Below are 22080 nucleotides of genomic sequence, written 5' to 3'. Positions count from 1 at the left end.
TGTGAGCGGGAGGTGCCGGGGCGGGTCCTGTAGGGCCGGTCCAAGGGCACGACAGCCGGCGAACTGGTGGTCACCTGCCCGAGCAGCCGACCGGCGTCCCCGGTCACAGTGCCTTGGCGAAGCACCGGCTGTCGTCGAAGTGGCGGTAGTAGCCGAACTTCACGCAGGGCTCGTAGCCGCTGGACGTGTAGAGGGCGATGGCCTCGGGCTGCTTGGTGCCGGTTTCCAGGACCATGCGGGTGCGGCCGGCGGCGCGGGCGTTCTCCTCCAGGGCGGCCAGCATGTGGCGGGCGAGGCCCCGGCCCCGCGCCTGCTCGATCACGAACATCCGCTTGAGCTCGGCGTCGCCGTCCTCGTGGCCCTCGCCGTTGGCGTCCTGGGAGCGCCAGCCGCCGGTGGCGACGGGGTCGTCGTTGGCGTCGTACGCGATGAAGTACACGCCGCGCGGCGGTTCGAAGTCCGTCGGGGCGAGCGGGGTGGAGTCGCCGCCGTCGCCGTAGCGGACGTGGTACTCCGCCTGGACCTCGTCGTTCAGCTTCACGGCGTCGGGGTGGTCGAAAGGAACGGTGCGGATATTCATGCGAAAAATCGTATACCTAATCGAAAGGGGGATCCGGACTCCGCCCAGTGTGCCGGTATCGTGCCGGAGTGCTCACTGTGACCTCAGCAAACGTCAACGGACTGCGGGCCGCCGCGAAGAAGGGCTTCGTGGAGTGGCTCGCCGGGACCTCCGCCGATGTCCTCTGCCTCCAGGAGGTGCGAGCCGAGCCGCAGCAGCTGCCCGAGCACGTCCGCACCCCCGAGGGCTGGCACGTCGTGCACGCGCCGGCCGCCGCCAAGGGCCGCGCGGGCGTCTCCCTCTACACCCGCCGCGAGCCCGACCGCGTCCGGGTCGGCTTCGGATCGGCCGAGTTCGACGGCAGTGGCCGGTACGTCGAGGCAGACCTCCCGGGTGTCACGGTCGCGAGCCTCTACCTGCCCTCCGGCGAGGTCGGCACCGAGCGGCAGGACGAGAAGATCCGCTTCATGGACGAGTTCCTCGCCCATCTGAAGGACCTGCGCGAGCGGGCCGCCGCCGACGGCCGCGAGGTCCTCGTCTGCGGCGACTGGAACATCGCCCACCAGCCCGCCGACCTCAAGAACTGGCGCGCCAACCAGAAGAACTCCGGGTTCCTGCCGGAGGAGCGGGAGTGGCTGAGCCGGGTCTTCGACGCGGCGGACGGGGCGTACGTCGATGTCGTACGGGCGCTGCATCCGGACGTGGAGGGGCCGTACTCGTGGTGGTCGTACCGGGGGCGGGCCTTCGACAACGACAGCGGATGGCGCATCGACTACCACGTGACGACGCCGGGGCTCGCCGCCAAGGCGGTCAAGGGGTATGTCGAGCGGGCGGCCACGCATGACGAGCGGTGGTCGGACCACGCGCCGGTGACCGTGGTCTACGACCTCTGACCTTGTGACGGTCGGCTACGGCCTCTGAGGACCCTGGTGGCGACCGCCTTGCAGTCGCCGGTCCATCGCCATCGACAGTTCCGCCTCCACCACGCTCTTCGCCAGCGGCCGCAGCCGTTGCAGGTCCTCCGGTGTGCCGCCCTGCGCGAGGACCAGGTCGGCGAAGAGTTCGGCGAGGGACTCCGTGTGCTCGCGGACGCGGCGGCCCGCGTCGAGGACGTCGGCGAGGGGGATGCCCTCGCGGACCAGCGCGGCCGTGACGTCGAGGAGGCGGCGGCTGATGTGGACGATCTCGCTGCCGTCGGTGCCGAGGTAGCCGAGTTCGAGCGAGGCGGCGAAGTTCTCCGGGGTCGCCTGGTCGCCGAAGTAGTCGGCGAGGGCCTCCGGGGTGAGCCGGACCGGGGTCTCCTCGGTGGGCGCGCCCAGGCCCAGCAGCTCGCCGACGTTGCGGCCGTGGTCGAAGGCCTCGGCCAGTTCCGCGATGCCGTTGAGGGTGTGGCCGCGCTCCAGGAGCGCCGAGATCGTGCGCAGGCGGGCCAGGTGCGTCTCGTCGTACCAGGCGATACGGCCCTCCCGGCGCGGCGGGGGGATGAGTTTGCGCTCGCGGTAGAAGCGCAGGGTGCGCACCGTGATGCCGGCCCGCTCGGCCAGTTCCTCCATGCGGTACTCGCGCTTCTGGTCTGCCTTCTCCGCCACGCACGCACCCTACGTCGTACCCCAGGTACCCGCGGCGGCAGCCGCAGATGTAAACGTCCTCGTACCGACCCCTACCCATGAGTACGGAGCTGCTCTACGCTCCGATTGCGCCAGTGTTCACTGGCGCGGTCGGTGGGTCGTATGGAGGGGCAGGGATGACCGAACACGAGCATGTGCGGGTGGCGGTGATCGGGTCCGGGTTCGGCGGGCTGGGGGCCGCGGTGCGGCTGCGGCGCGAGGGCGTCACCGACTTCGTCGTCCTGGAGCGCGCCGACAGCGTCGGCGGGACCTGGCGGGACAACAGCTACCCCGGGTGCGCCTGCGACGTACCGTCCCATCTGTACTCGTTCTCCTTCGCGCCCAACCCCGACTGGCCGCGCACCTTCTCCGGGCAGGAGCACATCCGCGGCTACCTGGAGCACGTCACGGACGTCTTCCGGCTGCGCCCCCACATCCGCTTCAACTCCGAAGTGAAGATGATGACCTGGGACGCGGAGCGGCTGCGCTGGGACATCGAGACGAGCAGCGGTTCGTACTCGGCCGACCTCGTCGTCTCCGCGACCGGACCGCTCTCCGACCCCAGGATCCCGGACATCCCGGGCCTCGACTCCTTCCCCGGCAAGGTCTTCCACTCCGCCCGCTGGGACCACGACTACGACCTGCGCGGCAAGCGCGTCGCCATGGTCGGCACCGGCGCCTCCGCGATCCAGATCGTGCCGTCGATCCAGCCCGAGGTGGCCCGCCTCACCCTCTTCCAGCGCACCCCGCCCTGGGTGATGCCCCGTGTCGACCGCGCCATCAGCGGCGCCGAACGCGCCCTGCACCGCGCGCTGCCCTTCACCACCCAGGCCCGCCGCGGACTCCTGTGGGGATTGCGGGAGTTGCAGGTCCAGGCGTTCACCAAGCGGCCCAACGAGCTGGGAATGGTGGAGCAGTTGGCCAAACGCAACATGGCCCGCTCCATCAAGGACCCCGCCCTGCGCGCCAGACTCACCCCCGACTACCGCATCGGCTGCAAACGCATCCTGCTCTCCAGCGCCTACTACCCGGCCCTCGCCCAGCCCAATGTCGACGTCGTGACCAGCGGGCTGAGCGAGGTGCGCGGCTCGACCGTGGTCGGTGCCGACGGCAGTACGGCCGAGGTCGACGCGATCGTGTTCGGTACGGGCTTCCACGTCACGGACATGCCGATCGCCGACCGGGTCGTCGGCGCGGACGGACAGACGCTGGCCGAGGCCTGGCAGGGCGGAATGCAGGCGCTGCGCGGCGCCTCGGCGGCCGGGTTCCCCAACTGGATGACCATCATCGGGCCCAACACCGGCCTCGGGAACTCCTCCATGATCCTGATGATCGAGTCCCAGCTGAACTATCTCGCCGACTACGTACGGCAGTTGGACGTCCTCGGCGGACGCGTCGCCCTCGACGCCCGGCCCGCCGCCGTGGACGACTGGAACCAGCGTGTGCAGGAACGCATGAAGCGGACCGTGTGGAACACCGGCGGCTGCACCAGCTGGTACCTCGACGCCAACGGCCGCAACACCACCATCTGGCCCGGCACGACCACCGAGTTCCGCACGGCCACCCGGCGCGTGCACCTCGCGGAGTACGAGGTCGTACGGGCGCCCGCCGAGAAGAAGGCCGAGGCCGCCGTATGAGCCGTCTCCTGCACGTCACGTCCGGGCCCTACGCCCCGCCCGTCCCCGTCCGCGAACTCACCGTCACCTCGGCCGACGGCTCACGGCTGCACGTCGAGGTGCACGGCCCCGAGGGCGCACCGGCCGTCGTCCTCGCGCACGGCTGGTCCTGCTCCACGGCCTTCTGGGCCGCGCAGACAAGGGACTTGGCGGTCGACCACCGGGTCGTCGTCTACGACCAGCGCGGGCACGGGCGCAGCCCGGCAGCCCTCACCTACAGCACCGACGCGCTCGCCGACGACCTGGAAGCCGTACTCGAAGCGACTCTCACCCCCGGTGAGAAGGCCGTGATCGTGGGGCACTCCATGGGCGGGATGACCGTGCTGGCGGCGGCCGGGCGGGCGCGGTTCCGGGAGCACGCGGTGGCCGTGCTGCTGTGCAGTACGGGCAGTTCGCGGCTGGTCGACGAGTCGCTCGTGGTGCCGATGCGGGCCGGGCGGACCCGGACCTGGCTGACCCGGAAGGTCCTCGGGACACGGGCGCCGCTCGGGCCGGTCACGCCCGCCGCGCGCCGGATCCTGAAGTACGGGACGATGGGACCCGGTTCCGCGCCGCACATGGTCGAGGCGTGCGCGCGGATCGTGCACGCGTGTCCGAGGACCGTGCGGCACGCGTGGTCGCAGGTTCTCGACTCCCTCGATCTCGACCACGGCGTACGGGAGTTGGCGATACCCACGGCCGTCGTCGTCGGTACGGCGGACCGGATGACACCGCCGGTGCACGCGCGGGCGCTGATCGCCGCGCTGCCGCAGTGCGTCGGGAGCACCGAGCTGACGGGGCTCGGGCACATGACCCCCGTCGAGGCGCCCGAGCTGGTCAGCGGGAAGATCCGCGAACTGGCCGCCACCTACGTCGAGTTGGACCCCAGCGATCAGGTCAAGGAGGGCGCATGAGCAACAGGGTGAGCCTGGAGGGGCAGGTCGCGGTCGTGACCGGGGCCGCGCGGGGCGTCGGCGAGCTGCTCGCCCGCAAGCTCTCCGCGCGCGGCGCGAAGGTGGCGCTGGTCGGGCTGGAGCCGGACGTGCTCAAGCAGGTCGCCGAGCGGCTGCACACCGACAGCGGCCACTGGTACGCCGATGTGACGGACCACGAGGCGATGGTGCGGGTGGCCGCCGAGGTCAAGGAGCGGTTCGGGAAGGTCGACATCGTCGTCGCCAACGCGGGTGTCGCCAGCGGCGGGCCCTTCGTCGACTCCGACCCGGGCGCGTGGCGGCGGGTGATCGAGGTCAACCTGATCGGATCGGCCGTGACCGCGCGGGCGTTCCTGCCGGTGCTGATGGAGAGCCGCGGGTATCTGCTGCAGATCGCCTCGCTGGCCGCGATCACGCCCGCGCCGATGATGACCGCGTACTGCGCCTCCAAGGCGGGCGTCGAGGCGTACGCGCACAGTCTGCGCGCGGAGGTCGGCCACAAGGGCGTACGGGTCGGCGTCGGCTATCTGTCGTGGACCGACACGGACATGGTGCGCGGGGCCGATCAGGACGACGTCATGCGGGAGTTGCGGCAGCGGTTGCCGTGGCCGGCCAACAAGACGTATCCGCTGGGGCCGGCCGTGGACCGGATCGTCGCAGGGATCGAGCGGCGGTCGAGCCATGTGTACGGGCAGGGGTGGCTGCGGAGTACGCAGGGCGTGCGCGGGTATCTCCCGGGGATCATCGGGGCGGTGGGGCAGCGGGAGATGCGGCGGTTCGGGGCGCGGCTGGAAGGGATGCGGTCCGGGCTTGTCGGTGCAGGTGGGGCGGCCGATGAGGCGGCTCGTGTCACGGAGGGTGACTGATCGAGATGCGGGGGGTGATCAGTCGTGTGAATCTGGTCGAGGCCCGGTCAAGGGCCGTTTCCCCCCACTACGGGAGTGAACCCACATGGGTATGAAGGACCAGTTCCAGGACAAGGCCGAAGAGCTCGCGAACAAGGCCAAGGAGAAGGCGGGCCAGGGGCGCGAGCGCGGGGAGCGCGGCGCGCAGCGGGACGAGATGCCTGAGCGGGGTCAGCAGCGGGACGAGACCTCCGAGCGCATGCAGCGTGAAGAGGACCGGATGGATCAGGACTACGACGTTTAGTCGAGGCCTGATTGCGTGGGGCGCCCTGTGTTTGGGGCGCCCCACGTTTCGTTGTTTGTTGGGTGCGGGTCGGTGGGGGCTGGGCGCGCAGTTCCCCGCGCCCCTTAAGGAATTCGCCCCTCCGTTCCTCAGGAACGGGGCGGGAGTTTGGGGCGGGAGCGGTCCGGGACGGCTGAGTGGTCCGGCGGTGTTGCCGCCGGGTGGATGGCCAGTAGGTCCAGCGCCAGCTTGATCGCGTCGTCCAACTGGGCGTGGCGGCCCTCTGCCCAGTCCAACGGCGTGCGGAGGATCTCCAGGTCCGGAGTCACGCCCCTGTTCTCCACCGACCAGCCGTAGGCGTCGAACCAGGCCGCGTTCATCGGGACCGTGATCACCGTGCCGTCGCCGAGTTGGTGGCGGCCGGTCATGCCGACCACTCCGCCCCAGGTGCGTTGGCCGACCACCGGACCGAGCTTGAGCAGTTTGAAGGCCGCTGTGATCATGTCGCCGTCCGACGAAGTCGCCTCGTCGGCCAGCGCAACCACCGGGCCCCTCGGGGCATTCGAGGCGTACGACACCGGCTGGGCGTTGCGGGTCAGGTCCCAGCCGAGGATCGTGCGGGTGAGTTTCTCCACGACCAGTTCGCTGATGTGGCCGCCCGCGTTGCCGCGTACGTCGACGATGAGGGCGGGGCGGGAGACCTCCAGGCGCAGGTCGCGGTTGAACTGCGCCCAGCCGGAGCCGCCCATGTCGGGGATGTGGAGGTAGCCGCAGTGGCCGCCACTCAACTCCCGTACCACCGCCCGGCGTTTGGCCACCCAGTCCTGGTAGCGGAGGGGGCGTTCGTCGATGAGGGGGACCACGGCGACGCGGCGCGCTCTGCCCTCGTCCTCCGCCGGAGTGAAGGTCAGCTCCACCGTCGTACCGCCCGCGCCCGCCAACAGGGGGTAGGGGCCCGTGAGTTGGTCCACCGGGCGGCCGTCCACGTGTGTCAGGACCGCGCCCTCGCGGATGCCGGTGCCGGCCAGCGGGGAGCGGGCCTTTGAGTCGGAGGACTCGCCGGGGAGGATGCGGGCCACCGTCCAACCCCCCTCCCTGCGGACCAGGTTGGCGCCCAGCAGGCCCTGGCGGCGCTGGTAGTGGGGCGGGCCCTCGTTGCGGCGGGACGGGGTGACGTAGGCGTGCGAGGTGCCCAGCTCGCCCAGGACTTCGCGGAGGAGGTCCGCGAAGTCGTCGGGGGTCGCGACGCGTTCGACCAGGGGGCGGTACTGGTCGAGGACCGCGTCCCAGTCGATGCCGCACATCTGCGGGTCCCAGTAGTGGGCGCGGATCAGGCGGCCCGCCTCCTCGTAGGACTGGCGCCATTCGGCGGGCGGGTCGGCCTCGTGCAGGATGCGGCGCAGATCGATCCACACGGTCGAGTCGCCGTCGCCGGACTCCGTCGAGGGGACCGCTCGCAGCTCGTCCTCGTCGACCACGACGAGCCGGGAGCCGTCGCCGCTCACCGCGAACCAGTCCAGGTGGTCGACGAGTTCGGACTTCTTCGCCTTGCTGATGTTGAAGTACTCCAGGGTCGGGCGGCCGCTGGTGTCGTCCGGATTCGCGAAGGTCTCGCCCAGCGCGCCCGAGATCGGCCAGCGCAGCCAGACCAGGCCGCCGCCCGAAACCGGGTACAGCGCCGAGTACTTGGAGGCCGAGACCGGGAAGGGGGTGACCCTGCTCTCCAGCCCTTCCACCTCCACCGTCACCGCGCCGTCCGCGCCCTCGTCGTCCTCCGCGGCGTCGAGGCCACCGGCGGCCGGGCGGCCCTCCGGGGTCAGTGCGAAGGGGGAGGGCGTGGCGGAGGAGAGGGGCACGAGGTAGGGGCGGCAGCCGAGCGGGAAGGACAGGTCGCCGGTGTGGACGTCGTAGACCGGGTCGAAGCCGCGCCAGGAGAGGAAGGCGAGGTAGCGGCCGTCCCTGGTGAAGACCGGATTCTCGTCCTCGAAGCGGCCGTTGGTGACGTCGACGATCAGACGGTCCTTCATCCGGGCCATCTTGATCTGGCGGAGCGAGCGGCCGATGCCCGGGTGGGACCAGGTCAGCCAGCTGCCGTCGGGGGAGAAGGCGAGGTCCCGTACCGGCCCGTTGATGGAGCAAATGAGCTCTGTGACCTCGCCGTTGGAGTCCTCCGTCGCGTCGAGGAGCAGGAGCCGTCCGTCATGCGCCGCGATCGCGAGGCGTTCGCCCGCCGGGTCCGAGACCAGCTCCAGTACCCGGCCCACCTCGCCGGAGGCGAGCCGGCGGGGCGCGCGGTCGCCGGTGGCGCGGGGGAGGTAGGCGATCTCGATCGCGTCCTCGCCGTCCGCGTCGGTGACGTAGGCGACCTGTCCGCCCGAGCCGAGCATCTCGGGGAGCCGGACCCGTACGCCCGGGGTGTCGGTGATGGTGCGGGCCGGGCCGTCGCGGTGGGTCAGCCAGTACAGGCTGCCGCGGACGACGACGGCGCTCGCCCGGCCCGTCTCGTCGACCGAGATGCCGTCGACGTGCTGGGCGGCGGGGACCTGGTACGTACGGCGGCCGGCGCGCGGGCCGCTCAGGCGGACGTCGAGCTTGCGCGGGACGGAGGCCGCCGACAGGTCGTCGACGATCCACAGGTCACCGGCGCACTGGTACACGACCCGGGTGCCGTCGCCGGCCGCGTGCCGGGCGTAGAAGGCGTCGTGGTCGGTGTGGCGGCGCAGGTCGGAGCCGTCGTAGGAACAGGAGTAGAGGTTGCCGATGCCCTCGTGGTCGGAGAGGAAGGCGATGCGGCCGTCGACGAACATCGGGGAGTGCAGATGGCCTTCGAGGTCGGCGAGGAGACGGCGGCCGTGCAGCCAGAGGCGGCCCATGGCGCCGCCCCGGTAGCGCTTCCAGGCGGCCGGTTCGTGGGGTGGGGTGCCGGTCAGGAGGAGGGTCCGGTGTTCGCCGTCGATGTCGGCGAGCTGGATGTCGGAGACCGGGCCCCAGGGGAGCCGGCCGCCGGGGTCGCCGTCGGTGGGGACCTTGTGGGCCCAGGTGAAATAGGAGAACGGCTCGCCGTGCGAGGCCACCGCGAGGATGTCGGAGTTTCCTTCCCTGTCGGGGGGCGTCCAGCCGCAGACCTGGGTGTCGGCGCTGCCCCAGTAGGTGAGTCTGCGGCCCGGTCCGCCGTCGACCGGGACGAGATGGATCTCCGGGACCAGGCTCCGCCAGGTCGTGTACGCGAGGTGGCGGCCGTCGGGGGAGAAGCGGGGGTGGCCGACCTTGGTGCGGTCGACGGTGAGGCGCCAGGCGCGGCCCCCGCCGTCGAGAGGGGCCAGCCAGAGGTCGTCCTCGGCCACGAAGCTCAGCAGGTCTCCGTTGAGGTGCGGCAGGCGCAGATAGCTCACGTCCCTATGCTTTTCCGCGGGACGGACCGGAGCAACTTGTGAAAAATCACCGAGGTGACCCGGCTGGTGACCCAGTACACGTACGAAACGGTTTCGTTTCGCAGAAGGGTGCGCTACATTCGTCATGTACGAAACCGTGTCGTTCGGAGCTGGAAGGTGAGTCGCATGACTGAAGTCGCAACGGCGCGTCGCAGTCGCATCACACCCGAGCGCGAGGCCGAGTTGTACGAGGCCGTGCTCGACCTGCTCCGTGAAGTCGGCTACGACGCCCTCACCATGGACGCCGTGGCCGCCCGCACCCGTTCCAGCAAGGCGACCCTCTACCGCCAGTGGGGCGGCAAGGCCGAGCTGGTGGCCAAAGCGGTGCGGCACAGCAAGCCGGGCCGGCCCACCGATGTCGACACCGGAACACTCCGGGGCGACATGCACGCCATGGTGGCCCGCGAGGACGACTGCCGGATCGAGCAGAACTCCGCGCTCATGCGGGGTCTGGCCATGGCGACGCACAACAACCCGGACCTGCTGCAGGCCTTCCGGGAACTGCTCGTCGAACCGGAGATGGAAGAGTTCCGCGTCGTCATGCAGCGCGCAGTCGACCGGGGCGAGGTCCGCGCGGACTGCCCCGCGCTGGATTTCGTGGTGCACATGATGATCGGCGCCTTCGCCACCCGCACGGTGATCGAGGATCTGCCGCCGACCAAGGCCTATCTGACCTCGTACATCGACGCCGTAGTGCTCCCCGCACTGGGCGCACCCACCACCTGACACACCCCACAACACCCAGCAAGCCCACCTGACGTAACCGCTCACGTCGTCGGGCCGATCAGCCGTGTCCCCAACCGGCCGGTCACACCTGCCCCGAAGAACCCCACGACCTGACCTGGAGTACGCCCTCGTGGCCACGTTCCTCTACAAAGCCGGCCGGCTCGCCTTCAGGCGACGGCATTTCGTCGCCCTCATATGGATCGCTCTGCTGACGCTCGCGGGAGTCGGCGCGGCCAGCGCGCCCGCCGCGGGCTCCACCTCCTTCTCCATCCCCGGCACCGAGGCCCAGAAGGCCTTCGACCTGCTGGACCAGCGCTTCCCCGGCTCCAGTTCGGACGGCGCCACCGCGCGCGTCGTCTTCAAGGCGCCGAGCGGCGAGAAGATGACCGACGCCGCCAACAAGGCGACCGTCGAGAAGACGGTGAAGGAGCTGGCCGACGGTTCCGAGGTCGTCTCCGTCAGCGACCCGTTCACCACGAACGCCGTCAGCAAGGACGGGACGGTCGCCTACACCTCGGTGAAGTACGACGTCGCCGGCATGGAACTCAAGGACTCCAGCAAGGACGCCCTGGAGGAAACCGCGGCCCGGGCCCGGGCCGCCGGGCTGACCGTGGACGTCGGCGGTGACGCGCTCCAGGCCGCCGCGGAGATGGGCGTCGGCGAGATCATCGGTATCGCGCTGGCCGCCGTCGTCCTCCTGATCACCCTGGGCTCGCTGGTCTCGGCCGGTCTGCCGCTGCTGACGGCGATCATCGGGGTCGGCATCGGCGTCTCGACGATCACCGCCCTCGCGAAGACGCTGGACCTGGGCTCGACGACGTCGACGCTGGCGTTGATGATCGGCCTCGCCGTCGGCATCGACTACGCGCTGTTCATCGTGTCCCGCTACCGGGCCGAGCTGGCCGAGGGCCGCGAACGCGAGGAGGCGGCCGGCCGGGCCGTGGGCACGGCAGGCTCGGCGGTGGTCTTCGCCGGTCTGACGGTCGTCATCGCCCTGGCCGGACTCGCGGTCGTCAACGTGCCGATGCTCACCAAGATGGGCGTGGCGGCCGCGGGCACGGTCGTGGTCGCGGTGCTCATCGCACTGACCATGATCCCGGCCCTGCTCGGCTACGCGGGCCGCAGGATCAGGCCCACCGGCGAGAAGGCCAAGTGGCTGGGCGGCGGCAGCGCCAAGGAGGCGGCCAAGGCGGCCAGGCCCAACATGGGCACCCGCTGGGCGAGCTTCGTCGTACGGCGTCCGGCCGCCGTCCTGATCCTCGGCGTGCTCGGCCTCGGCGCGATCGCGCTGCCCGCCGGCCAGCTCCAGCTGGGCCTGCCCGACGACAGCTCGCAGCCTACGTCCACCACCCAGCGACGGGCCTACGACCTCCTCGCGGAGGGCTTCGGTCCCGGGTTCAACGGCCCGCTGATGATCGTCGTGGACGCCAAGAACAGCGACGCCCCCAAGGCCGCCGCCACCGAGGTGACCGACAAGATCAAGAAGCTCGACGACGTGGTCTCGGTGAGTCCGGCCATGTTCAACAAGGCCGGCGACACCGCGACGATCACCGTCGTGCCCGACTCCAAGCCGTCGTCGGTCACCACCGAGGACCTTGTGCACTCCATCCGGGGCGAGGGCGCCGGCATCAAGGCCGACACGGACGCGCAGGTGCTGGTCACCGGCACCACGGCGATGAACATCGACTTCTCGCAGAAGCTCAACGACGCCCTGATCCCGTACCTGGCCCTGGTCGTCGGCCTCGCCTTCCTCCTCCTGATCGTGGTCTTCCGCTCGATCCTGGTCCCGCTGAAGGCGGCCCTCGGCTTCCTGCTCAGCGTGCTCGCCTCGCTCGGCGCGGTCGTCGCCGTCTTCCAGTGGGGCTGGCTGGCGAGCCTGATCGGCGTGGAGGAGACCGGCCCGGTCATGTCGATGATGCCGATCTTCCTGGTGGGCGTGGTCTTCGGCCTGGCGATGGACTACGAGGTGTTCCTCGTGACCCGGATGCGCGAGGCGTACGTCCACGGAGAGAGGCCCAGCCAGGCCGTCGTCACCGGGTTCAAGCACGGCGCCCGGGTCGTCACGGCCGCGGCGGTCATCATGATGGCGGTCTTCTCAGGCTTCATCACCTCCAGCGAGTCCATGGTCAAGATGATCGGCTTCGGCCTGGCGGTCGCGGTCCTCTTCGACGCGTTCGTCGTCCGCATGGCGATCGTCCCGGCGGTACTGGCACTGCTCGGCAAGCGGGCCTGGTGGCTGCCGAAGTGGCTGGACCGGGTACTGCCCAACGTCGATGTCGAGGGCGAGGGCCTGCGCGCCCTCGACTCCAAGGACTCGGATCCCGACGAGGACCGGGAGTTGGTCCGGGCCTGAGGCGGCTGCCGCGAGGCACTGAGGCGCCGGACAACTGATCTGCCGCGCCACCGAGTTCGGGTGGCGCGGCAGATCGCGTCGGTGACAGGGTTACGGCCGTGACAGCACTGGACGAACTGGTGCGGCTGCTCGGCCCGTCGCCAGAGACAAGGAATCCGTCCGCCGACGACTGGACCGAGACCGAGGCGTACGTCGCCTCACCACTGCCCACCGACTTCAAGACGTTCCTCGACACCTACGGCACGGGCGTCATCTGCGACGAGTTGGTGGTCTTCCACCCACGCGGCAACAGCCCGCTCCTGGACCGGATGCGCCAGATCCACGAGAGGCGCGCCGCGGCCCGGCGCCGCGCCCCGGACCTGCACACCTTCCCCGTCCACCCGGAACCCGGCGGCCTGATCTCCTGGGGCTACGACCACTCCGGCAACGAGCACTTCTTCTGGCCCTGCGACCCCGACCCCGACCGGTGGAAGGTCGTCACCGACAGCCACGCCCTGGAACTGGAGGTCTTCGAGGGGCCGTTCACCGCGTTCGTCCTCGACTTCGTCGAGCGACTGCGGGACGTGGACCCGGACGACGAGTTCGATCCGGATGAACTCGATGAACCGGATGAACCGGAATCCGTGGAACCGAGCTTCAGGCCGATCTGAACCGGGCCGATGTCAGTGGGCCGGACTAGCGTGTTGAGCATGACCACACTCGCAGAACGGCCCCACACCGCACTCCTGCTGATCGACGTCCAGGTCGCCGTCGTGGGCGACGCGTACGAGCGCGACGCGGTCGTCGCCAACATCGCCGCACTCGCCGACCGGGCACGCGAGGAAGACGTCCCGGTCATCTGGGTCCAGCACTCCGACGAGAACGTACCGAAGGGCAGCGAGGGCTGGCAGCTCGTCCCAGAACTGACCCCCGGCGACCAGGAACCCCTGATCCACAAGCTCTACCCGGACTCCTTCGACGACACCACCCTGGAAGAGGTACTGGCCGCCGCCCAGGTCGGACGCCTCGTCGTGGCAGGCGCGTCCACCGACCAGTGCATCCGCTCCACACTCCACAGCGCGTTCACGCGCGGCTACGACGTGACACTCGTCGGCGACGCCCACACCACGACCGACCTCAGCCAGTGGGGTGCGCCGCCGCCGGAGCAGGTCATAGCCCACACGAACCTCTACTGGAAGTACCACACCGGCCCCGGCCGCACGGCAGGAGTCGACACGACGAAGGACGTCGACCTCACAACCTGACCTCGGCCCAGCGGTCGGTGGAGGACCGGCTGGCGGGAGAGGTTCCCGTGCGGTGGCTGCCGAGTGCACGGAGCTGCGGGTCTGGACAAGTGTGTCACTTTCCACCCAAAGTGACACACTTTTTCAGACCCGCCACCAGCCCCCTGGGGGTCCACCCAATCGCGGTTGGCCGCTGAGCCGACGCGGCGTGCCGGCGAGACGCGGACGCGCTTCCGCTCCGCTGGTTGCGGACGCAGAACTCAGTCGCAGGCCCAGTACACCCCCCGCTAGCGTGCCGTACATGACCACGAACGCCAGCGAAAACACCCAGGACCCAGACTCGGGCGCCAACCCTCGTTTCGCCGAAGCCCTGCGGGAGTTGGGAGTCGGGGAACTCCTCAGCAGCATCCGGCGCTTCCCGGACGCGACCCGCACCGCCGCAGAGGCCGCCGCCGCGATCGGGTGCGAGTTGAGTGAGATCTGCAAGTCCCTGATCTTCGCAGCGGACGGGGTACCGGTGCTGGTGCTGATGGACGGGGCATCGAGGGTCGACGTGGAGCGGGTTCGGGAGGAGCTCGGCGTCGAGAAAGTCACCCGGGCCAAGGCGGATGTCGTACGGGAGACGACCGGCTATGCCATCGGAGGCGTGCCGCCCTTCGGACACCGTACGAAGACCCGCGTCCTCGCCGATCGCTCGCTGCTCGCGCACGACGTCGTGTGGGCCGCGGCAGGCAATCCGCATGCCGTGTTTCCCATGGAACCGAAGGAACTTGTCGCGTACGCCGGCGCCACCTTGGTGGACGTGCGCGAGCAGATCTCGTGACCCCACTGGTCGCCGCCGCCGTCCTGCTCGCCGCCGTCACCCACGCCTGCTGGAACGCCCTCGCGCACCAAATCACCGACAAGCTGGTCGGGTTCACGCTCATCACGGGCGGTGGGACGGTCATCGGGCTCGCCCTCGTGCCGTTCACGGCCTTTCCGGACGCGGGCGCGTGGCCGTACATCGGGGCCTCCGCGCTCATCCATCTCGCCTACACACTGCTGCTGATGAAGTCGTTCCGGCTCGGGGACTTCGGGCAGGCCTATCCGATCGCGCGCGGCACCGCGCCCCTCGTCGTCACGGTCTTCGCCGCCGTCTTCGCGCACGAGGTGCCCGACGGGTGGGCGGCGGCGGGTATCGCGCTGTCGTGCACAGGGCTGACCGGTGTCGCGCTGTGGGGGATGCGCGGGCGGCGACCCAACTGGGCGGCGATCGGGGCCGCGTTGGCGACGGGGCTGTCGATCGCCACGTACACCGTCGTGGACGGGCTCGGGGTACGCGCCTCGGGGTCGTCGCTGGGGTACATCGCCTGGTTGATGGCGGCGGAGGGGTGGATGATCCCGGCCTACGCCCTCTACCTCCGACGCGGTCAACTCCTCTCGGAGCTACGGCCGTTCGCCGCCGTCGGGTTTCTCGGAGCCGCCTTGTCCGTGGTGGCGTACGGACTCGTCCTGTGGGCCCAGACCCGCGCGGACCTCGCACCCATCGCCGCCCTGCGAGAGTCGTCGATCATCGTCGGGGCGGCCATCGGCGCGGTCTTCTTCAAGGAGCGGTTCGGGGCGCCCAGGATCGCCGCCGCCGTGGTGCTGGTGGCCGGGATCGGGCTGATGCTGCGGGCGGGTTGACCGTTTCTTCACCGGGCTTGCCGACGACTTGACGATCCGTTCCATGGGCGTTCAGACGGCTGTCTGTGTGTGTGGTGTGTGGTGCCCCTAGGGTCCCTGAGGATTCGGGAGAGAAGGGGCTCATGGAGACACTCCACGCGGTCCGGGCCGGCGGGATCACCAAGTGCTTCGGCGATGTCGTCGCGCTCGACGGCGTCGACCTCGACGTGACGCAGGGACAGATCCACGGTCTGGTCGGGCCGAACGGGGCGGGCAAGACCACCCTGCTCGGTCTGCTGCTGGGGCTGGCCGTCGCCGACAGCGGGCGACTGGAGATCCTCGGTCAGCAGGTCGGGCGGGCGTTCGCCGCCCCCGACGGTGTCGCCGGTTTCGTGGACGGCCCCGGTCTCTACCCTTCGCTCACCGCCCGGCAGAACCTCGCCGCGCTGGCCGCGCTGCGCGGCCATGACGCGCGGACGGCGGGAATCGACGACGTGCTCGACCAGGTCGGGCTCACCGATGTCGCCGACGACCGGGCCCGCGGGTTCTCGCTCGGGATGCGTCAGCGGCTCGGGCTCGCCGCCGCACTGCTCACCAGACCCCGGCTGCTCGTGCTCGACGAACCGTCCAACGGCCTTGATCCGGCGGGCAAGAGACATGTGCACGGGGTGCTCGGCAGACTCGCCGCCGACGGAACCGGTGTGGTGCTCTCCAGCCACCGTATGGACGACCTGGAGGCGTTGTGCTCGGAGGTCACCATCCTCGCCACCGGACGGGTCGTGTTCTCCGGGCCGTTGAGCAAGCTGGCCGCCGAGAGCCGTGAACTCGACTACCGGCTGCGGACGTCCGACCCCGGGGCCGCGCGCCGGCTCGCCGCCGACACCGCCGGCATCCGGATCGTCGACGACAGCGTCGTCCGGCAGGACGCCGAGGTGCTCGTCGTACGCGCACTGACACCCGCCCTCGACGAACTGGTGGCCCAGCTTGTGCGGTCGGGCGTCGCGGTCCGCGAACTCGCCCCTGTGGTATCGCCGTTGGAGGCCGCGTTCCTCGCGCTCACCGAGCAGCAGGAGGCCGACCGATGAGCACCGCAACCGCCGTCGCGGAACACACCGCCGCGGCCCCCCGCGTCTCCGTCGCCCGCGGCTACCGCTTCGAACTCGTCAAGCTGGTCTCGCAATGGCGGATCCGGCTGCTGGTCCTCGCCTGTTGGGTCGCGCCCGCGCTCTTCGTCGCCGGGGTGAGCGGGCAGAGCACCCTCCCCTCGGACACTCTCTTCGGCCGCTGGATGCACGCCACGGGGTGGGCCGGGCCGCTGGTCATGCTGGGGTTCGCGGGCAGTTGGGCGCTCCCGCTGCTGACCTCGCTCGTCGCCGGTGACGTGTTCGCGGCCGAGGACCGGCTCGGCACCTGGCGGCATCTGCTGGTCGCGGTCCGTTCGCCGGCGCGGATCTTCGTGGCGAAGGCGCTGGCCAGCGTCACCGTCATCCTGGCGCTGGTGACGGGGCTTGCCGTCTCCAGTACGGTCGGCGGGCTCCTCGCGGTCGGCAACCAGCCGCTGGTCGGCCTCGACGGCCGTCTGCTGGCACCGGGGGACGCGGCCGGCAAGGTCCTGCTCGCCTGGCTCTGCGCCCTCGCCCCGACCCTGGCTCTCGCCGCGATCGGACTCCTCGGGTCGGTCGCGCTCGGCCGGTCCTCCACGGGGCTGCTGCTGCCCGTGCTGGTCGCGCTCGCGATGCAGGTCGCGCAGATGCTGCCGCTGCCCGTCGCCGTGCGCCTCGCGCTGCCCGGCTACGCCTTCATCGCCTGGAACGGACTGTTCACCGGCCCGGCCCAGCTCGCCCCGCTCCTGATCGCCGTCGCGGTCAGCCTGGCGTGGGCGGTGCTCGCCACCGTCCTCGCCCATCTCCTGTTCGTACGGCGGGACTTCACCAACCCGGCCTACGACGGCTCCGGGCGCCGCGCGTTCACCTTCGGTCTGCTGCCGCTGGCCGCGCTGACCGCCGTCACCGTGGGGGTGGTCGCCGTGGCGACGCCGTCGACGGGCTCCGGGGTCGAGCAGGCGAAGGTGCAGAAGTCCCTCGCCACCGTCTTCGCCCACCTCTACCGCCTCCAGACGCGCCAACTCCACCGGCCCGCCGTCACCGAGGCCCGGTTGCGGACCTCGGCGGCGTGCACCAAGAGCGACGGCCAGGCCGCCCAGGAGGGGGCGGGCAACGACTGGCGCTGCGTCGTGAGCTGGCACCTCCCCGGGGTCGCGGTCACGGGATCGGCGATCTATCAGCTCGACATCACCTCGGACGGGCGGTTCGTGGCGGACGGCGACGGTCCCAAGGAAGTCAACGGCTACTTCCTGGTGCGGACTTCGACCGGTGACGCCCCGAATCCGCTGTGGCAGTTCGACGGCAACGTCGAGCTGCTCGACACCCAGTGAAGGGAACAGTTCCGTGCAGGTAATCCGCCAGCGTCGGATCAGCGAGAAGAAACAGGTCAACCTCTTCGGCAGACACGTCGGCCGCCGGGCACTGCTGGTGACGACGGGTATCGCCGTCGCCCTCGGTGTCACGGGCACGGCGGTCGCCTCGACATACCAGTTCGGCACCCAGCAGGTCGGCCAGACCACGGCCAACGGCCAGGTCATCTCCAGCGACCAGTACATCAAGCCGTACGGCAACCGCACCGTCATCAACGACGGCAAGATCATGTCGTCGACGGTCAGCCCCGACGGCACCCACCTCGCGGCCTCGATCGCGGACGGCGACGCCTCTCTGGTGGTCATGGACCTGACTACCGGTCAGATCAAGCAGAAGATCGGCACCAGCACGGCGGACGACCTGCGCATCAGCAGCGGCGCCGTCGGCCAGGAAGGCCCGACCTACTCGCCCGACGGCAAGCAGCTGTGGCTGGGCCAGGCAGGCGGCTACACCAAGTTCACCGTCAACGACGACGGAACCCTCTCCGCTCCCACGGCCGTCCCGATCGCGGCCGACGGCACCAAGCAGGCACTCGTGGGCGCGGCCGTGTTCTCCGCCGACGGCTCCACCGTCTACTCGGCGGTCAACGGCCAGAACAAGGTCGTAGCCATCGACGCGGCCACCGGAACCATCGAGCAGACCTGGTCGGTCGGTACCGCCCCGCGCGGAATCGCCATGGTCGACGGCAAGTTGTACGTCAGCAACGAGGGCGGGCGCCCGGCGAAGGCCGGCGACACCACCATCAACTCCTACGGCACCGACGTGCCGGCCAACCCCAAGACGGGCGCCAGCACCACCGGCACGGTCAGCGTCATCGACACCGCCGACCCGTCCGCTGCCGTCGGCACCATCGCCGTAGGACTGCACCCGACCGCCGTGTACGCCAAGAAGGGCGCGGTGTTCGTCACCAACACCGCCGACAACAGCGTCTCGGTCATCGACACCCGCAAGGACAAGGTCGTCCAGACGATCGCCACCCAGCCGTGGCCCGAGGCGTCCGTCGGCTACGAGCCGAACGCGGTGACGCTCACCGACGACGGCCGGCTGCTGGTGACGCTCGGCCGCGCCAACGCGGTCGCCGTCTACCGCTACAGCTCCCCGCAGCAGCCCGCCCGCTACGTCGGCCTGCTCCCCACCGACTACTTCCCCTCGGGAATCACGGCCATCGGCAAGCAGGTCGTCGTCGCCAACACCCGTGGCGTGGACGCGCTCCGCCCCGACGCCGCCGGCCACAACACGCACGACACGACGTCGAGCCTGACGCAGTTCACGCTGCCCGGCGACCTCACCGTCAGGTCCCAGACGGCCAAGGTCTTCAAGCAGAACGGCTGGACGCCCGGCTCGGTCACCACGGCCAAGGGCAAGAGCCGCGCGAAGGCCGTGCCGGTCCCCGCCCGCCTCGGCGACCCCTCGACGATCAAGCACGTCTTCCTGCTCGTCAAGGAGAACCGCACCTACGACCAGGTCTTCGGCGACCTCCCGCAGGGCAACGGCAACGCCTCGCTCACCCAGTTCGGCGAGAACGTGACGCCCAACCAGCACGCGCTGGCCGAGCAGTTCGGGCTCTACGACAACTTCTACGACATCGGCACCAACTCCGCCGAGGGCCACAACTGGCTGATGCAGTCGGACAACCCGGAGTACACCGAGTCCTCGGCCGGCGAGTACACGCGCAGCTACGACACCGAGAACGACGTCCTGGGCCACCAGAAGTCCGGGTTCATCTGGACCGGCGCGCAGGCGGCCGGCAAGTCCGTCAAGGACTTCGGCGAGTTCCAGTCACTGGAGACCAAACCGGCGGGCGCGACCTGGCAGAACCTGTACTGCGACAGCAAGAACATGGCCGCGACCGGAGCGCGGACCGCCTACCCCATCAAGACGGGCTCGGCGATCCCCTCTCTCAACGACGTGTCGGTGCAGGGCTTCCCGCTGTTCGACCTCGACGTGCCGGACATCTACAAAGAGCAGATCTGGCAGCAGGACTTCGACAAGAACGGCCCGGCGAACCTGAACATGTTCTGGTTCTCCAACGACCACACCGGCGGCCCGGCGAACGCCGCCGCCGAGGTCGCCGACAACGACCTCGCGGTCGGCCGGATGGTCGACAGGATCACCCACAGCAGCTACTGGAAGGACTCGGCGATCTTCGTCGTCGAGGACGACTCCCAGGCCGGCCTCGACCACGTCGACGGCCACCGCGCCCCGGTCCAGGTCATCAGCCCGTACGCCAACCACGACACGGTCGACGACCACTACTACTCGCAGATCACCATGGTCCGCACGATCGAGCAGATCCTCGGCATCCACCCGATGAACCAGCTCGACAGCGCGGCCACCCCGATGTACGGCGCGTTCACGAGCAAGGCCGACGACACCCCGTTCACGGCGGTCCCCAACCGGACCTCCCTCACCCTCGGCGTGAGCCCCCAGCCGTCCTGCGGCTCGGACACCCCGGCGCCCCAGGACACCAAGGCGGCAGCGGCACCGACGACGGTCTCCGTGCCGGCGGCCGAGAAGGCACTCGCGGCCCAGTGGAAGACCTGGGCGTCCCACCAACGCCTGACAGGCCCCCACGCGGTCCCCGACTACGCCAACCCGACCCAGATGAACCGCTACACCTGGTACCAGACCCACAACTGGACCAAGCCCTACCCCGGCGACAAGAAGCTCTATGCCCCGAACGACGTCCCCGGCGCCTACCTCCCGTCCCCGGAGAACGACGGCTGACACCCGCGGCGCCCCTGAAGAAGGCCCGCAGGGCCTTCTTCAGGGGCGCGGGGCTGTATCAATATGCGGCTCCGCCGCGTGGGCGCGCCCAGCCCCAACGGCGCAGCAGCCGACCGACTACCCGATCGACTCAGGCAACGGACACCCCCAACGAGCCCACACCGGACAGGTCATGGGCCCGAACGCTGTTACGGTCCGTGGCCGCCCGCCCCAGCGCATGGTGCGGCCACAACCCCCCAGCCACCCGCCGAGACCGCTCCCCCCACTCCCGCGCCTCGATCCCACCGGCCTTGTAGTGGTTGAGGGCATACCCCCCGGAGTACACGCGCAGCAGCAGAAACCCGCCGGGATAGTCCTTCGCGGCGGTGACCTCCTGCTGCACGACATGCGGCGCCCGCACCAGGGTCGTCCTCTTGTTGCGGTGGGTGTGCCCCGCGTGATGAAGAAAGACCCCCGGCGCCGAGGCATACGCGTCGACGATCGCCCGAGCCTGCCGCCGATCCAGCTGCTGCCCCCGAGTCACCGGAAACACAGAGTCCCGTACCGTCAGCGGATGGTGACCGAAAACGACGGTCGGCCGGTCCGGTTCGGCCCTGAGCCGCGCCCGGAACCAGGACAGCTGCTCCTCGCCGAGCCCGCCCGCGTCACCGCCGTTGCCGGTCTTGGCGTATGTGTCGAGCCCGATGATCCGCAGCCCGCCCAGATCATGCGCGAAGTACCCGGGCCCGTCACCGAAGCCCTCCCGGAACCCCTCGTGGAACGTGTCGGCGGAGCTCCCCGCCCGGTCGTGGTTGCCGCGTACGACGAGGTAGTCCCGGCCGAGCGTGCCGAAGCCGTCCAGGATGCGTCTGGCCTCGGCCAGGTCCTGCGGCGACCCGCCCGCCGAGATGTCCCCGGCGGCGAGGAGGACGTCCGCCCCGCGCCGCTTGGCCTCCTCGACCAGGGCCCGGGTCATGATCTCCGGATAGGCGGCGAGGCCCGCCGCCTGCGACACCCCGCGCAGCAGCGGGAAGCCCGCCATGCGGCCCGCGGTGGTCTCGCCGAGGTGCAGGTCGTTGCAGAGGGCGATGGACAGCAGATGCCTGCCCGGCGGGGGCTGGGGCGTGGTGAAGGAGTAGGTGCCGGTCAGGGAGCCGAGGCCGTGCCGCGAGGTGCCGACGGCGTTCCCGCGCACGTGCTGCAACGGCGTCGGTACGGCGGTCACGCCCCGGGAGCGGGCCCGGTAGTAGTAGGTCTGCCCGGGTTCCAGGCCGGTCAGCTCCACCTGGTGGTGCGCGGTGGGCCGGTCCTCGGCCGCGACGCGGTTGAGCCGGGCCGGGTGGGTGCCGTAGACGACCTCGCCCTCGGTGACCGCGGGGAGCGGGTGGCCGAAGCCGTCGTCGGTGCCGGGTATCCGGGTGTGCCAGGTGATGATGGCGCTGTCCTCGGTGAGGGTGACCAACTCCAGGTGGACGGCGGCCAGTTGGCGGTATCCGCCGCGCCCGGGACGGGCCTGGGCGGCACGCAGGAGCGCCGGGGCGAGGAGCGTGCCGGAGCGCAGGACGTCGTAGGGAGTGGGGAGCGCGGCGAGGGCCGCGAGGGGAGCCGAGAAGCAGCAGCGCATACCCCATTGTTGCCCCAG

Annotated in this window: 18 protein-coding genes; 14 read left to right on the top strand and 4 right to left on the bottom strand. The window is 70.4% G+C overall.

Going from position 1 to position 22080, the window contains the following annotated elements:
• Positions 1 to 103: 103 nt before the first annotated feature.
• Positions 104 to 580, bottom strand: coding sequence for a GNAT family N-acetyltransferase (locus AB0I51_RS29735; RefSeq protein WP_362980322.1), 477 nt, complete (start codon positions 578 to 580; stop codon positions 104 to 106).
• Between the two features lie 68 nt (positions 581 to 648).
• Here AB0I51_RS29735 and AB0I51_RS29730 point away from each other — a divergent pair, with 68 nt between their 5' ends.
• Positions 649 to 1452, top strand: a complete 804-nt coding sequence (locus AB0I51_RS29730) for an exodeoxyribonuclease III (RefSeq protein WP_362980320.1) — start codon at positions 649 to 651, stop codon at positions 1450 to 1452.
• Positions 1453 to 1467: 15 nt separating this feature from the next.
• Here AB0I51_RS29730 and AB0I51_RS29725 read toward each other — a convergent pair whose 3' ends face one another.
• Positions 1468 to 2148 carry a MerR family transcriptional regulator gene (locus tag AB0I51_RS29725; RefSeq protein ID WP_362980318.1) on the bottom strand — a complete coding sequence of 227 codons (681 nt, stop codon included), beginning with the start codon at positions 2146 to 2148 and terminating at the stop codon, positions 1468 to 1470.
• Positions 2149 to 2303: 155 nt separating this feature from the next.
• Between AB0I51_RS29725 and AB0I51_RS29720 the strand changes: the two genes are divergently transcribed.
• The 4 genes from AB0I51_RS29720 (at position 2304) to AB0I51_RS29705 (ending at position 5902) form a co-directional block, all read left to right on the top strand.
• Positions 2304 to 3803: an NAD(P)/FAD-dependent oxidoreductase gene (locus AB0I51_RS29720; protein WP_362980316.1), complete on the top strand. Its 1500-nt coding sequence runs from the start codon at positions 2304 to 2306 to the stop codon at positions 3801 to 3803.
• On the top strand, positions 3800 to 4735 hold the full coding sequence (locus AB0I51_RS29715) for an alpha/beta hydrolase (RefSeq protein ID WP_362980314.1): 936 nt from the start codon (positions 3800 to 3802) through the stop codon (positions 4733 to 4735). Before AB0I51_RS29720 ends, AB0I51_RS29715 begins: the two co-directional genes overlap by 4 nt.
• On the top strand, positions 4732 to 5619 hold the full coding sequence (locus AB0I51_RS29710) for an SDR family oxidoreductase (protein ID WP_362980312.1): 888 nt from the start codon (positions 4732 to 4734) through the stop codon (positions 5617 to 5619). Before AB0I51_RS29715 ends, AB0I51_RS29710 begins: the two co-directional genes overlap by 4 nt.
• An 85-nt stretch (positions 5620 to 5704) precedes the next feature.
• Positions 5705 to 5902 carry a hypothetical protein gene (locus AB0I51_RS29705; protein WP_362980311.1) on the top strand — a complete coding sequence of 66 codons (198 nt, stop codon included), beginning with the start codon at positions 5705 to 5707 and terminating at the stop codon, positions 5900 to 5902.
• Positions 5903 to 6030: 128 nt separating this feature from the next.
• Here the strand turns inward: AB0I51_RS29705 and AB0I51_RS29700 are convergent, their stop codons facing one another.
• Positions 6031 to 9273 (bottom strand): S41 family peptidase, encoded by a 3243-nt coding sequence (locus tag AB0I51_RS29700; protein WP_362980309.1) that lies wholly within the window; start codon positions 9271 to 9273, stop codon positions 6031 to 6033.
• A gap of 165 nt (positions 9274 to 9438) precedes the next feature.
• On the opposite strand from AB0I51_RS29700, the gene AB0I51_RS29695 reads away from it, so the two are divergent.
• From AB0I51_RS29695 to AB0I51_RS29655, 9 genes are all read left to right on the top strand, one after another.
• The gene (locus AB0I51_RS29695) at positions 9439 to 10038 is read left to right on the top strand and encodes a TetR/AcrR family transcriptional regulator (RefSeq protein ID WP_362980307.1); all 600 of its coding nucleotides are present in this window, start codon (positions 9439 to 9441) and stop codon (positions 10036 to 10038) included.
• A gap of 130 nt (positions 10039 to 10168) precedes the next feature.
• Complete coding sequence (locus tag AB0I51_RS29690) at positions 10169 to 12391, top strand: MMPL family transporter (protein ID WP_362980305.1); 2223 nt, start codon at positions 10169 to 10171, stop codon at positions 12389 to 12391.
• A gap of 98 nt (positions 12392 to 12489) precedes the next feature.
• Positions 12490 to 13041, top strand: a complete 552-nt coding sequence (locus tag AB0I51_RS29685) for a hypothetical protein (protein WP_362980303.1) — start codon at positions 12490 to 12492, stop codon at positions 13039 to 13041.
• A gap of 39 nt (positions 13042 to 13080) precedes the next feature.
• Positions 13081 to 13635 carry a cysteine hydrolase family protein gene (locus AB0I51_RS29680; protein WP_362980301.1) on the top strand — a complete coding sequence of 185 codons (555 nt, stop codon included), beginning with the start codon at positions 13081 to 13083 and terminating at the stop codon, positions 13633 to 13635.
• A 280-nt stretch (positions 13636 to 13915) separates the two neighbouring features.
• Positions 13916 to 14437 (top strand): YbaK/EbsC family protein, encoded by a 522-nt coding sequence (locus AB0I51_RS29675; protein ID WP_362980299.1) that lies wholly within the window; start codon positions 13916 to 13918, stop codon positions 14435 to 14437.
• The gene (locus AB0I51_RS29670) at positions 14434 to 15279 is read left to right on the top strand and encodes a DMT family transporter (protein WP_362980297.1); all 846 of its coding nucleotides are present in this window, start codon (positions 14434 to 14436) and stop codon (positions 15277 to 15279) included. The genes AB0I51_RS29675 and AB0I51_RS29670 overlap by 4 nt, the downstream gene beginning before the upstream one ends.
• 122 nt (positions 15280 to 15401) lie before the next feature.
• Positions 15402 to 16343 (top strand): ABC transporter ATP-binding protein, encoded by a 942-nt coding sequence (locus AB0I51_RS29665; RefSeq protein ID WP_362980295.1) that lies wholly within the window; start codon positions 15402 to 15404, stop codon positions 16341 to 16343.
• Complete coding sequence (locus AB0I51_RS29660) at positions 16340 to 17692, top strand: ABC transporter permease (RefSeq protein WP_362980293.1); 1353 nt, start codon at positions 16340 to 16342, stop codon at positions 17690 to 17692. The genes AB0I51_RS29665 and AB0I51_RS29660 overlap by 4 nt, the downstream gene beginning before the upstream one ends.
• A 13-nt stretch (positions 17693 to 17705) precedes the next feature.
• Entirely contained in the window at positions 17706 to 20459 is a 2754-nt protein-coding gene (locus AB0I51_RS29655; protein WP_362980291.1) for a bifunctional YncE family protein/alkaline phosphatase family protein, read from the top strand.
• Positions 20460 to 20589: 130 nt separating this feature from the next.
• Here AB0I51_RS29655 and AB0I51_RS29650 read toward each other — a convergent pair whose 3' ends face one another.
• Positions 20590 to 22062 carry a metallophosphoesterase family protein gene (locus AB0I51_RS29650; RefSeq protein ID WP_362980289.1) on the bottom strand — a complete coding sequence of 491 codons (1473 nt, stop codon included), beginning with the start codon at positions 22060 to 22062 and terminating at the stop codon, positions 20590 to 20592.
• Positions 22063 to 22080: the final 18 nt, after the last annotated feature.

The sequence above is a fragment of the Streptomyces sp. NPDC050549 genome (assembly GCF_040655035.1).
Lineage (GTDB): Bacteria > Actinomycetota > Actinomycetes > Streptomycetales > Streptomycetaceae > Streptomyces.
This window is presented reverse-complemented; position numbering and strand designations above follow the sequence as displayed.